Raw genomic sequence first — 13,047 nt, 5'->3', positions numbered from 1 at the left:
ACCTATGTCGGCACTTTCTCCCAAATACCTTTGTCCTCATTGCCAAAAAGCATCTCGTTTGCCAGAACCCATTCCAAAAGAAGGTAAGTTCCAACTAACGTGCGCTCATTGTGCAGAAAAAGTTGTATTAAATTTTGTCGATTATCGATTTGAAATTGTTCAAATCCTTCCAAGTCCAAAAGAGGATCTCAAACAAGACTACCAAAGTTTTAAAATTCCAGTTCCCAGTATCTCTGATTCAATTCAAGATTCTTCACCCAGAAAAACTCCCAGTGGAAAACCAAAACCTTTTTTCGAAAAGAGAGTTGTTTGGGAAAAAGAACCAAAAAAAGAAAATGTAAAATTTAGTAACAATCCATTACGTTTGAATCGAAAAAGTACTAACACACGTAAAAATCCATCTTCGTTTTCTTATTTACGTGTCGCCTTTACAGTCACATCGATCCTTTTGTTTTTATTCATTGTTAGTTTTTCTTATTTTGTGGCAGGTGTCCTTGTAACTAAAAAAGAAGTTCCTATGTATTTGGAAACTTTGTCAAAAAATATTCCAACTAAAATCTTGGATCGAAATGGACAAGTTGTCAGTGAAATTTTCCAAAAACGTACTTCTACTCTAAGTTTGCAAGATTATCCCGAAGATATGATTTCTATCTTATTAAATATAGAAGATCAAAAGTTTTTTTTCCATGGAGGGATTGATTATTCAGCTATCTTACGAGCTTTTTTTAAAAACATTATCAATCTAAGTTATAAACAAGGTGCATCCACTATCACGCAACAGTTAGCAAGGATCATTTTAGATGACAGACGCAAAAGTTTGAACCGTAAGTGGAGAGAAGCACAACTTGCGTTTGCATTAGAATCTGTATTAACAAAAGAACAAATTCTCGAAACCTATATGAACCATGTATATTTAGGGCATGGTGCCTTTGGATTTGGAGAAGGAATTAAATTTTATTTCCAAAAAAATCCAATGGAATTATCCAAAGAGGAGATGGTATTACTTGCTTCACTTCCTTCAGCACCTAATAAGTATTCACCATTAAAAAATCCTGAAGATTCCTATACGCGTGTTCGAGCCATTCTGAATATGTTTAGGAATCGTGGCATTTATCCCAATTTGGATCGAGATAAATTTGTTAGTTTTTATCATAATTTATCCACGAGGTCTCCAAATGAAACTGTATTTGGCTCTCGTCATGACATTGCTCCTTATGTGACGGAACATGTGCGTGCCATTTTGTCTTCAATTGAAGGTGAAAAAAATATTTATGAAAGTGGCGGATATACAGTTGAAACAACACTCGATCGGAATGCCCAAGAATTGATTGGTCCTATCGTAAGGGAATACTTAGCCAAAAATAAACGTTCAGGAAAAATTCAGAAAAGACGAGTTCGTTTAAAACCTGAATCACCACTCGACCTTGCATTTCGCCAAAAGATGGAAGAAATATCAATTTTGAATGAGATGGTATGGAATCCTGACCATTTAGAGGGGGATAAGGACCAAACTGTTATCCAAGCGGCAATTGTTGGAATTCAACCTAACACTGGACAGGTTTTATTCTTACATGGTGGTGATGAGTTTAATTCTTCGAACCAGTTCAATCGAGTTACCCAGATGCGAAGGCAAACTGGTAGTTCCATTAAAGCAGTGTTATATGCTTCTGCAATTGATTCAGGTTCCATTCATGCAGGAATGCGAATCTTAGATGCACCTTTGTATTACCGCGGGGGTGGAGGAAAAGAATGGGCTCCCGAAAATTTAGGGGGAAGTTTTGATGGAGAAATTTCACTTCGCACTGCACTTGTTAAATCCAAAAATACAGCTGCAGTACAAGTGGCGGAAAGACTTGGTAGTTCTGGGATTGAAAAGTATTTTACCAAATTCTTTTTTCCAAATGAAACAGAGAAAAAAAATAGGTTTCGCGGAGATCTTTCCTTGGCTCTCGGTACTCTTGAGATTTCACCATTGGAGATGGCTTCTGCGTTTACAAGTTTTGTGAACCAAGGTACCATCAAACGACCTTATTTAATCCAAAGGATCAAAAATTCCAAAGGGAATGTCCTCTACGAAGTAGGAGGAAGTGATGAGTTTAAATTAAAATTACCTGAAGAGAGACAAGTGATACGACCTGATACTGCTGAAGTGATGATCTCATTGTTGCGGGATAGTGGTAGAGCAAGTGGTGTAAGAAACGGCGGTTATACGGGAGATCTAATCGGTAAAACTGGTACCACAAACGATTATAAGGATGCTTGGTTTGTAGGAGCAAGACCTGATTTATCTCTTGCTGTTTGGGTTGGTTATGATAATCCAAAATTTGGAATGGGTCCAAGTGGTCTAGGTGGAGCAGTGGCGGCTCCACTTTGGGGTGAGATCCTTGCCACAATTGATAAAAAAAGTATTTTACCTAAAACACAATTTAGTTTGCCAGTTTATGCAAAACCTTATAAAATTTGTACATTATCGGGAAAACAGGCATCACCCACTTGTCCGAATACTCAAGAATTGTATTTGTCTGATTATCCACCGGAAGGTCCTTGTACGGAAGATCACAAATCTACTTCCTCGGATCATAAGGATTTAATGAAAGGATTGTATTAATTGTACCAATTGTTGAAATTTCAAAGTTTAGTATTCGCCTTTGTATTGTATGTTGGTAGTTATTCAGTATCTGGGATATTATTTCCCCTTTTAGCAAATAGTGCATACGAACAAGCTTATGAAATGGAACAAACAAATACTTTGTTTGCGATTCCTTTATATGAGAAAGCACTCAGTCAAAAACCTAGTGGAAAATTACAAAAAGCAGTTGTTTCTCGTTTATTCTTTCTCTATAAAAAACATTCAAAGTTATTAGATGCTTTATTTTTAGGAAGTCGTTTCCCCTCTCATATTCCTTCAAAAGATAGGTCATGGATTTGGAACCAACTCGCAGAAATTTATAAACCAATCAGTGTTTCAGAATTATCTTCCACTTATGTATTGGCTTCAAAGGCAAATGGAGAGAATTCTAACGAATTGCGAGAGCATTTGAAACAACTAAGTTTGCCTAAATTATATGAATTTTCCTCCATACTCTTGTTAAAACGCAAACAATACAAAGTGATTCTATCTCTATACGAAGAAAATCCTAGTATGTTCCTAACTCCATTATTCATCGGAATATCGGAATTAAAATTAGATACAGAACAGGGAAAAGAATTTTTAAAAAAAGTTTTAACCGATTCAGATAAAGAACGATCTGACCAAGAAAAATCTGATATTTTATATTTAATGGGAGTCCATTACCGACATTCCAATGAACACGAGTTATCTGCTCGTTATTTTCGGATGAGTGGGAGTTTTTTTGCAAAACCCAGAGCTGATTTAGAAGCGAGTAAATCACTCGTGATGCAAGGGAAGACCAAAGAAATGTGTTCTACATTTAAATTTTTTGTATCTCCATTTGATGAGATAGAAACTCTACTTCATTATCATTGTTCTCCCAATGGTTCACAATCAACTAGACCAATTTACGCAAGCATTCGTATCCTCGCTGAACGTGAAGGGAATGAATTTCTAAATGTATTGTATCCAAAGGATAGTTTGTGAACCAATTGAAAGAGAAAATTTTTCGTATCAGCACTGTATCTATTTTGCTTTTTGTATGCCTACCTGTATTTTCTAATTTCCTTGTCACTCCTGACGAAATTCTAAAGTTAGAATTTCAAACAGGTGTTAGGAGCCAGATACGTTTTTGTAAACAAAATCCCATCCAAGTGTATGGAAGAAATCCAATAGGAAACCAATTGAATTGTGTTTCTGTTCAGGAAGGAGAGGTGTTATTGGAATCTTTTTTTACGGAAGAGATATCCGATCCAACTGAAACACAATGGGCTTTTTATGATCCAATTGGCAAACAAGTTTTTCCTACAGTTGTTTGGGAAGGAAGTGAGCCTTTTGTTTTTATATCACTGGTTCGTTCCAAACGAGGTCAATTCGGGGTTCAAGTGCAAAAGAAAAAAGATGGGGCTTATTATTTTTACCGAACGAAAATTTCGAGTTGGGTGATTCCTTAAGGGAATATTTTTCCATTCGGGCCCGTCACCACTCGCTTTTCCGCATCCATGCGGAAACTTCTCCATCCCCCCTTGTTTGTCTAACGACAAACAACTTCGCCTCAGCTTTTTATGAAAGCTTCGCGGGGTCGAAGTCGCTCGGGTTCTATTCGAATCCTTCAATTAGTTGTTAGTTGGGGGTTTTCTTTCTGTGGTACAGAACTTAGTTTGGGCAGGGAAGGATTCGAACCTTCGAAGGTAAAACCAGCAGATTTACAGTCTGCCCTCGTTGGCCACTTGAGTACCTACCCGAAGAAGTTGCATGGAGCCGCCTGAGGGATTTGAACCTCCGACCGGCTGTTTACAAAACAGCTGCTCTACCACTGAGCTAAGGCGGCATGCATATCCAATTTTTGTGAAAAGCTGTTAAGGTCAAATAAAAATTCTTTGAGTGGCGGTGGATTCTCACAGAATGACCCTAGATGGCACTGTTTTTTGTGAATTCTTTCATGACCCTATCCATTTTAGGATTTTATACTGGTTATTTTTTCAGGAAAGTAGACATTACAAAACATCGAATCGCAAATTTGGTTGGGATTGGTTCCAATTTAATTGCTGCGGTTTATTTATTGTGTATCAAATATCTGTTAGGTGGTATATCCGAGTTTCAGATTTATCCAACTGCACCTGATTTTATCATTCATACCCATCGTTTTTTTGCGGCCATCAGCCTTGTTTTGATGTTAATCATGGGTTTCACAGGATGGAAAAGAAATCGAAATTTACATGTAAAATTGCATTACATCTTTTTGCCTTTGTACACGATTGTTTATATCTCCGGTCTGTTTTTATTTCAATCAAAACCGCTTTAAGGAATGTTCATGGAAAAAATTGAAGTCGCAAAGAAATTTGCAAATGATATCCGAATCCAAGTAATCAAAATGGTTACGGCAGCTAATTCTGGTCACCCAGGTGGACCACTCGGACTTGCTGATATCTACGCGGCCCTTTACACTTCAATACTCAACCACGACCCTAAAAATCCAGAATGGTCCGAACGAGATCGATTGATATTATCCAATGGGCACGTATGTGCAGTTCGTTATGCAGCAATGGGACTTTCAGGATACTTCCCAGTGGAAGACCTTTTGACATTCCGAAATATCAACTCTTATTTACAAGGACACCCTTCCACTCGTTATATGAAGGGTATTGAATCTAGTTCTGGTTCCCTTGGACAAGGTCTTTCCGTTTCTGTTGGGCTTGCACTTGGTGCAAAGTTAAAGAAAGAGACATATAAAATTTATACATGTATTTCTGATGGTGAATGTGGTGAAGGAATGACTTGGGAAGCAGCTCAATCTGCAGTTCATTTTAAAACAGATAACCTCATTGCCTTTATGGATCGTAACTATATTCAAATTGATGGTAACACAGAAGAAGTAATGAAGTTAGAACCATTGGATAAAAAATTTGAAATGTTTGGTTGGAATGTGATCAATGCAGACGGACATAATATGGAAGAAATTTTCTCTGCATTTGCGAAAGCAAAACAACATACTGGTGGACCAACACTCATCGTGTTTAGAACCATTTTAGGCAAAGGTGTTTCTTATATGGAAAACAATCCTAAGTGGCATGGTACCCCACCAAATAAAGAACAAGAAGCACAAGCTCTTGCAGAATTAGCTTAATCTTTTTGTTTCGATTGACTTTTTCATTTACATCAAGATAGTTTTTGCATGGGACAAAACTCCTTTCCTGATTTTTACCCGGATGATATCACTCGTTTATTGTATGATTGGGAAGTAGCTCCTGCAGAAAAAAAACGTTTTATCTTAAAACTGATCGCTTCACGTATTCCTTGGCAAATCCAATTAGAATCTGCCTTGGACGAAGTGAAAGATCCTTATCTTCGTGTCCAAGCGAGGAATCTAAAATCAGAAATTTTGCGCCATCGATTAAGGCATTCTTTCTTCAAACTCACGTTACGTGGGAATACAAATCATTATAAAGATTTAGAGGAGATGGTTGTTCAACTTTCAAGTATTGGTTTTCCTGATCAAAATTATGCAGAAATCAAACATGAATTAGATCGAATCGCTCTTCGTATATCTGAGTTATATGATGATCATTCAGGTTATCTAACGGATGAACTCAAAGTACAAATCCTTTGTCAGGTGATGTTCCAAGAAGAAGGTTTTGTTGGAAATATCCAAAATTATAATGATCCTGGAAATTCCTATTTATTCCAGGTAATCAAAAGTCGATTGGGAATTCCAATTTCATTGTCTGTTGTATACCTTCTTGTCGCACAACGACTTGGTTTACCTTTATACGGCACCAATTTACCATTACATTTTCTATTACAATATGAATCAGATGGTTATTTCACTTACATCGATCCATTCCATGGCGGGGTCTTATTAGATAAATTTACCTGTGAGAAATTTTTGGAAGCGAATGGTTATTCCAATTCTCCAAAATATTTCACAAAGGCATCTACACTTTCTATGATCAAACGAATGTGTCGAAATTTACTCCATATTTATAGAGACAATCAGACCAAAGAAATGGAAAATATGATTAAGGATTATCTTCAAATTCTTGAAAGTCGATCCACACATGTTGAATAACGGATGAAGTCTAAAGTCAATATCCAGTCTATATTATCTAAATTTGATAAAAATATAGATAATATCATTCACGAAGACATTCCTATCCTCAAAAAAATAAAAAAACAGGTAATTACTTCTGGTGGGAAAAGGATTCGACCTTTTGCTCATTATCTCTTTTGCCAATTTTTAGAAGTAAAGGATGTTAGTTGGTTGGATGTGGGAAGTGTTGCCGAACTCATCCATGCTGCCAGTTTACTTCATGATGATGTTGTGGATAATGCCCCAATCCGGCGGGGGAAACCTACGATTGGTGCAAATTTTGGAAACAAAACTGCCATCCTTGCAGGTGATTATTTATTAGCATGTGGAATTAGCCGACTCAATTCTCTCGGAAATCCAGAACTCATGGAAATTTTTTCCCAAGTGCTTCGCGATTTATCTGTGAGCGAACTTTTGCAAATGGAATGGGAAAAAAATCCTAAAATCACTCTTAAGATTTATGACCAAATCATTTATGGAAAAACAGCTTCTTTGTTTGGTGTTTGCACTGAGTCTGCTGCTATCTTAGCTCACAAAACAAAATCAGAGCGAAAACAGTATCGCCAATTTGGTGTTAGGCTAGGAAAGTTATTCCAAAAAAAAGATGATTGTCTCGATTATTTTGAAGATTCAAAAACAAGTGGAAAAGAGTATTTAAAAGACTTTAAAAACGGACTTTTTACGTATCCAGTTTTATTGTTACGATCAAAACTTAACATCATAGAAAAATCTAAATTGAATCGAATGTTTCAAAAAGAGTTTCGAGATGAAAATGATGAGAAAACCATCCTAAACTTAATGAATTCAAAAAATATTCCAAACATTCTTCATAAAGAATTAGAATTAGAAAAAAATGACTTATTACTCTTTTTAAATCAATTCCCTAAAACAGAAGAAAGGGAACTTTTCATCGAACAATTGAATCGACTTACTTAATCAAAATTTCATTCTGTTTCATTCGGATCTATCAGTTCGATCGCAGGAAGTAAAATAGAAAAACATGTCCTGCCAGGTTCTGATTCTAAGGAAATAGATCCATTGTGTTTTTCAATGATGGATTTAGTGATACCAAGACCCATTCCCGTTCCTTCCCCTTGTTGTTTGGTGGTAAAAAAAGGTTCAAATATCTTTTTTTGAATTTCGATTGGTATCCCTGGTCCGTTATCGATAACTTTCACTTCAACATGTTTCCCATTTTTTTCAGAACTAATCGTAAGATTGCCTTTCTGTTTCATGGCTTCTAATGCATTTAATATCAAGTTTGTCCAAACACGCATTAGATCCTCAGGCCATCCAAGTAGAGTTGCATCTGTTAAAAATATTTTTTTTAAAGAAACTTTACTCCTCATCCGGTATTGGTAAATGGTTATCACTGTTTCAATGTTTTCGAGTAGAGTGAAAATTTTCCGATGTTCTGAATGTGTGATTCTTGAAAAGTTTTTGAGAGCTAAGATGATTTTTGAGGAACGGTCGACTGCAATTTGAATAATAGATAAATGGAGCCTAAAGTTTTTTTCATCTAAAATTAGATCGGTAAGTTTTTCTTTTCCTTTTTTTAATAATAAAATTTGGTTTTCTTCAAGTTTTGTGATTCCGACATCTAAAAACTTTTCTAATGTTGCTTCGTCGTAATCCAAATCATTCTCTTTTAGTATTTTTTTAAGATCAGATTTTTTTTCCTTACGTTCTGTATAACTAGCCAATAAACCAAAGTCGGATTGGTATCGGAAAAGTTGTTTTAATGTATTGATTTCTGTTGTTGATAAACTGTCATAAATGTTTTCCTTGGATCCGAGTTGGCTTGTTTCGTTCTGTTTGGATTCCATTAGGGTTTCGATTGAAGCTTTGATGGCACTCAGTGGGTTATTGATTTCGTGAGCAACACCCGCTACAAGTTTCCCAAGTTCGGTCATTTTTTCTGATAATGCTAACTGGTTTTCGGTTTGGCTTAATTGTAAGATTGTAGATTCTAATTTTTCTTTTTGTAATTGAAGTTCTTTTGTTCTTTCCGAAACCATAAACTCTAGTTCTTCGTTTACTTTTGTTACTGTCTGTTCTTTGATGATCCTGGTTTGAATTTGAAACTTTGATACAACTATCGTAAAGATAGTCATTTGAATTGCCGCACCAATTTCATTTGCTGAACTTAAAAAAGGGAAAGAAGGAAGATAACCAGTGTTTGTGAAAATTAGGAGTATCGTGCTAATCTGCCTAACAAGGAAGGCAAAAAATAGAACATTGGCATGTTCCTTTTTTTTAAACAAGCAGTAGATCGAATATCCAAAAGTTGTAGTTGATAACATAAAACTGTTGGTATAAATAAAGCGAAAGTAGAGTTGAAGGTCTATGATTGACAAGAAGATAGAAGCCAACATTAAATATAGGTAAAGTTTTACATATTTATCAAAATTAGGATGTTCCTTTTTTATGTGTAAGAATTCTCTTAGGAATAAAACAAAACCAATTGGACTTAATGACAATAGTCCCGGAACATAACGAAAAAACCATTCTTGATTGCTGAATCCATATTCATAAAATAATCCAGATCGCAATACATTCGTGAATAGGATTGTTGATATCGCAAATGTTAATAGTAGTGAGATTTTTTCTCTGAGTAAAACATATTGTGCTGCAGTAAACAAACACAATAGGATACAAAGTCCAAGATACAGTCCTTGCCATAAGGATAAAGACTTTGTATATTGAAATAACTCTGATTCTTTTCGAATATGAAAATTGATTCGATGGGTATCATCTGATTGGATTCGAAATCGATATAATCCCTTTTCTTTCGCTGGGAATAAAAATCCTCCCGTATAGGATACCTCTGGTAGTTTTTTTCGAAACAAACCAGTTTGGAATTCTTTTATTTTTTTGTTATTTTGATAAATCTCACAATCAATCTCTGATAACATCCCATTCTCAAAATGAATGTAACGTGTTGGATCTGCTTCTAATTGGATTTCGTAATAATGGCTTTCTTTGGTGAATCCAAAGTAGTAAATGGATTGTGATAAACATTGATTGATGGAAGGGGTATTGGGACTAGTTCCAAGATGGATCAAATGATATTCCCCTTCTGCAAAAAGCAGAAAAGGAAAACATAAAAAACTTAGTACAAAACGAAACAAACCAGCGTGTAGTTTATTTATTGTGGAACGATATTAGGAGCGTTACATTTAATGGTTCCAGATATGATCACTGATTTTGCGTCTCCACTTGTGTTTTGAACAATACAAGTTTTGTTATCAGAAGTAAAACATCTAGAAGTAGTTGTGACAGAAGTACAGTTTACACCATCAGTTGTATAACATTGGAGTAAAATGGTAGCAGTGTTTGTTGAGGATGTCGAATAAGTTCCATTGAGACGAATTTCAATATTAAAAAAAGATATTTGCTGAACGTTTTGGATGGAAGTATCAATGTTGATCCCTTGGTTAAACCACTTCACTGTCCCTTGTGTTCCTTGGACTGTTTTTCCAAATAATCCACCGGCAAGGATAAATCCTTGTTGGGGGTCGATGTTCCCTTGGATTTGAGTACTGTCGTATTGAAATCTGATGTTCAAAGTTTCTTTGGTTTTAAAAATTAACTGAGAAATCACAGAGAAACGAGTGTTATTCGTGCTTGTTCCTGTTGAACCAGTGGTTCCCGTGGTTGTCCCAGTTGTCGTTCCTGTTGTTGCAGTGGCTGGAGAGGCTTGTCCACAACTTGTTGTTACACTCGTGTCAACTTCTCCATTGAATGGGTATAAAGCAGGGGTACTATCATCTAAGATGCTGAGAGCTGCATTATTATCATTTTTGAGGCATCCCCAAAAAAAAGGAACAAGAACCAATAGAATTGAGATCAGTCGGAGCATACCATCCAATCGTCCCAGGAATTCCGAATTGGGTCAAGAGGATTCAGAATTTCCTTGGGAAAATTGGTGGAAATTCTAAGGTTGGCATATGAGGATTCCCATCGGTCTAAGTTCTGTGTTTTCGATCCAGGGACCACGTTCGATTTATGTCTATTCCCTCTTCATTGGCTTACTTTCAGGTTTTGGAGCTTACGGATTCAATTCGGCACTCACCTGGACAGAATCCTTTACCTTTGGGAATTTGATTGGGTATGACCCAGGGACACCTGCAGGAGATTTGCATTTCCACTCCGTCGACAAAGTAGGGGAACTTTCCCCTCTTTGGATCCTTTTTTTGCCTGCCATTGGTGGCCTCCTTGTTGGAATCATTACTAGTTTTTTCTGCCAAGAGGCACAAGGAGGAGGGACAGATTCACTCATCCATGCTTTTCATTTTAATGAGGGAAAAATTAGCACCAAAGTTCCTTTTTATAAAGCACTAGCCACCATACTCACGTTAGGCTCAGGTGGTTCAGGGGGGAAAGAAGGACCAACTGCTCAGATTGGGGCTGGTTTTGGATCGAGTTTAGCTAATCTTTTGGGTGCAGGTGCCAGAGCAAGGCGAACATTGATGTTAGCTGGAACTGCTGGTGGACTGGGAGCCATCTTTCGTGCTCCGTTAGGTGGTGCCATCACAGCTGTTGAGATGGTTTACCAGGAAGATATCGAAAGTGATTCACTTGTCCCTTGCATTTTGTCATCCGTAACTGCTTATCTTACATACACGAGTATTGCGGGAAGTGGTTCAATCTTTTCTGTTAAAGAATATAGTTTAAATGATTACCGTCATATTCCCTTATACATAGTTCTTGGACTTTTGTGTTATGTGGTAGGTTATTTTTTTGTTAAGGTATACCATTGGGTACAGGATATTTTTTCCAAACTCCCTTTACCAATTTTCTTAAAACCTGCGTTTGGTGGACTCATTGTGGGATGTATTGCCTTATTATTCCCGGAAGTGTTAGGATCTGGATTTGGACTCATCCAAAGGATGATCAATGGAGAAGTGTTAACCTCAACAAGTTTTGGTTTTTCAGGACCGTTTTTTTTACTCGCTGTTGCCATCTTTAAAGTTTTTTCCACCTCCTTAACTGTAGGATCAGGGAGTTCAGGAGGGTTACTTGGGCCTTCATTTGCCATAGGTGGTATGTTAGGTGCCTTTGTGGGAACAATGGCGAGTGTTTTATTTCCTGAGCTGAATATCATCGTGTTCCCATTTTTACTCGTAGGTATGGGTTCATTTTTTGCAGGTGTTGCAAGAGCTCCAATTGCAGGAATGATCATGGTATGTGATATGATTGGCAGTTATGCTTTGCTCCCTGCACTGATGATCGTTGCTATGATTGCAGTGGTTTTATCTCATAAAATTTCTATCTATCGGAATCAAATTAAAAACAGGTTTTTATCTCCTTCCCACCATTGGGATATGAACCAAGATATCATGGATCGGATACGCATCCAGGATCATTTTACAGAATTCAGAAAGTATGCGATGGTTTCGGAACATTTATCCTTAACACAATTGCAATCCAATGCTCCTGGTATCCAAGCAAGTGATTTTATACTATTAGGATCCAACGAAGAATATAAGGGAATTGTCTCCCTTCGAAAAAATAGAATCCTTCCAGAATATGAAGCAGAGCTTAAAAATTTAATCACTTGCGGAGAAATTGTACAAGATGTGCCTCCAGTGTGTCAAAAAGATACGTTAGGGAAAGCACTTCGTATCTTATTAGAATATGATGTCGACAAACTTGCTATAGTTGAAGAAAATAGATGTCTGGGTTATTTACGTTATATTGATTTATTCAATGCCTATCAAAATGAAGTGAAAAATAAAAATAAAAAATCAAAAGCTGTATGAGTATTTCTAAAAATTCCTTTCATCATAAAATTCTAAAATTCACATCTAATTTTTGTTTGATTTGTATTAATTTTGTTTTGATAAGCTTGTTTTTGAATTGTTTTGGTTCTGGGCAGGTGGTTGAAAAAAAACCAGACCAACATGTGAAACCAATTGTGATTCCTCCTCAATATTTAAAACCAATTGTGGGAAGAGTGGAATGGGTTGAGTTCCCAAACTGGAAATTGAAACTTAGGGCAAGAATTGATACTGGTGCTCTCTCTTGTTCCATCAATGCTGTGAATATTGAAAGAGTGGTTGAGAATGGTGAAACCTACATCTTATTTGATACTTTTGTAAATGAAAAACCAATTCGTTTAAAAAGTAAGTTTGTAAAGGAAGCAAAAGTGACTAGTACATCTGGAGTTTCTGAAAAACGGATTATGATTAGTGAAGTCATTAAAATTGGAAAATACAAAGAAGAAACCATGATCAACTTAAATGATCGCACAAATCTTAATTATCCGATATTGATTGGTAGGAATTTTTTACGTGGTAAATTTTTAGTGGATGTGTCTTTATCACACCAATTAGGGGATTAA

11 protein-coding genes and 2 tRNA genes are annotated in these 13,047 nt (G+C 36.4%); 9 read left to right on the top strand and 4 right to left on the bottom strand.

The features are described 5' to 3' along the window. Nucleotides 1-4 precede the first annotated feature (4 nt). The 3 genes from CH354_RS02125 to CH354_RS02115 are packed head-to-tail and all read left to right on the top strand — an operon-like array spanning nt 5 to nt 4,065. Nucleotides 5-2,608, top strand: a complete 2,604-nt coding sequence (locus tag CH354_RS02125) for a transglycosylase domain-containing protein (RefSeq protein ID WP_100726171.1) — start codon at nt 5-7, stop codon at nt 2,606-2,608. Then, nucleotides 2,609-3,598, top strand: coding sequence for a hypothetical protein (locus CH354_RS02120; protein ID WP_243395924.1), 990 nt, complete (start codon nt 2,609-2,611; stop codon nt 3,596-3,598). Then, complete coding sequence (locus tag CH354_RS02115) at nt 3,595-4,065, top strand: hypothetical protein (protein ID WP_338092374.1); 471 nt, start codon at nt 3,595-3,597, stop codon at nt 4,063-4,065. The genes CH354_RS02120 and CH354_RS02115 overlap by 4 nt, the downstream gene beginning before the upstream one ends. Before the next feature lie 208 nt (nt 4,066-4,273). Here the strand turns inward: CH354_RS02115 and CH354_RS02110 are convergent. Continuing rightward, nucleotides 4,274-4,355, bottom strand: a tRNA-Tyr gene (locus CH354_RS02110). A gap of 12 nt (nt 4,356-4,367) precedes the next feature. Beyond that, nucleotides 4,368-4,442 (bottom strand) — tRNA-Thr (locus CH354_RS02105). 84 nt (nt 4,443-4,526) lie between these two features. Here CH354_RS02105 and CH354_RS02100 point away from each other — a divergent pair. From CH354_RS02100 to CH354_RS02085, 4 genes are read left to right on the top strand one after another with little or no spacing between them, the layout of a single operon-like run. Next, on the top strand, nt 4,527-4,916 hold the full coding sequence (locus tag CH354_RS02100; protein WP_100726172.1) for a hypothetical protein: 390 nt from the start codon (nt 4,527-4,529) through the stop codon (nt 4,914-4,916). Between the two features lie 9 nt (nt 4,917-4,925). Then, nucleotides 4,926-5,738 (top strand): transketolase, encoded by an 813-nt coding sequence (locus CH354_RS02095; protein ID WP_100715657.1) that lies wholly within the window; start codon nt 4,926-4,928, stop codon nt 5,736-5,738. A 48-nt stretch (nt 5,739-5,786) separates the two neighbouring features. Next, entirely contained in the window at nt 5,787-6,680 is an 894-nt protein-coding gene (locus CH354_RS02090; RefSeq protein ID WP_100715656.1) for a transglutaminase-like domain-containing protein, read from the top strand. A gap of 3 nt (nt 6,681-6,683) precedes the next feature. Continuing rightward, nucleotides 6,684-7,637 (top strand): polyprenyl synthetase family protein, encoded by a 954-nt coding sequence (locus CH354_RS02085; RefSeq protein ID WP_100726173.1) that lies wholly within the window; start codon nt 6,684-6,686, stop codon nt 7,635-7,637. An 8-nt stretch (nt 7,638-7,645) separates the two neighbouring features. Here the strand turns inward: CH354_RS02085 and CH354_RS02080 are convergent, their stop codons facing one another. Together CH354_RS02080 and CH354_RS02075 are read right to left on the bottom strand one after the other, a co-directional pair. Then, nucleotides 7,646-9,832 carry an ATP-binding protein gene (locus CH354_RS02080; RefSeq protein ID WP_100726174.1) on the bottom strand — a complete coding sequence of 729 codons (2,187 nt, stop codon included), beginning with the start codon at nt 9,830-9,832 and terminating at the stop codon, nt 7,646-7,648. 17 nt (nt 9,833-9,849) lie between these two features. After that, on the bottom strand, nt 9,850-10,563 hold the full coding sequence (locus CH354_RS02075; protein ID WP_100715653.1) for an LIC10920 family plasminogen-binding lipoprotein: 714 nt from the start codon (nt 10,561-10,563) through the stop codon (nt 9,850-9,852). An 88-nt stretch (nt 10,564-10,651) separates the two neighbouring features. Between CH354_RS02075 and CH354_RS02070 the strand changes: the two genes are divergently transcribed. Further along, nucleotides 10,652-12,466, top strand: coding sequence for a chloride channel protein (locus CH354_RS02070; protein WP_100726175.1), 1,815 nt, complete (start codon nt 10,652-10,654; stop codon nt 12,464-12,466). Then, nucleotides 12,463-13,047, top strand: coding sequence for an ATP-dependent zinc protease family protein (locus CH354_RS02065; RefSeq protein ID WP_100726176.1), 585 nt, complete (start codon nt 12,463-12,465; stop codon nt 13,045-13,047). The genes CH354_RS02070 and CH354_RS02065 overlap by 4 nt, the downstream gene beginning before the upstream one ends.

It is taken from the genome of Leptospira levettii (genome assembly GCF_002812085.1).
Lineage (GTDB): Bacteria > Spirochaetota > Leptospiria > Leptospirales > Leptospiraceae > Leptospira_A > Leptospira_A levettii.
The sequence above is the reverse complement of the archived record's forward strand: the minus strand, read 5'-3'. Positions and strand labels throughout refer to the sequence as shown.

Coding starts and splice junctions, on each gene's coding strand:
- CH354_RS02075 (WP_100715653.1), bottom strand. CDS start 10,563: ATGCTCCGACTGATCTCAATTCTATTGGTTCTTGTTCCTTTTTTTTGG.
- CH354_RS02095 (WP_100715657.1), top strand. CDS start 4,926: ATGGAAAAAATTGAAGTCGCAAAGAAATTTGCAAATGATATCCGAATC.
- CH354_RS02125 (WP_100726171.1), top strand. CDS start 5: ATGTCGGCACTTTCTCCCAAATACCTTTGTCCTCATTGCCAAAAAGCA.
- CH354_RS02090 (WP_100715656.1), top strand. CDS start 5,787: ATGGGACAAAACTCCTTTCCTGATTTTTACCCGGATGATATCACTCGT.
- CH354_RS02065 (WP_100726176.1), top strand. CDS start 12,463: ATGAGTATTTCTAAAAATTCCTTTCATCATAAAATTCTAAAATTCACA.
- CH354_RS02070 (WP_100726175.1), top strand. CDS start 10,652: ATGAGGATTCCCATCGGTCTAAGTTCTGTGTTTTCGATCCAGGGACCA.
- CH354_RS02085 (WP_100726173.1), top strand. CDS start 6,684: ATGAAGTCTAAAGTCAATATCCAGTCTATATTATCTAAATTTGATAAA.
- CH354_RS02100 (WP_100726172.1), top strand. CDS start 4,527: ATGGCACTGTTTTTTGTGAATTCTTTCATGACCCTATCCATTTTAGGA.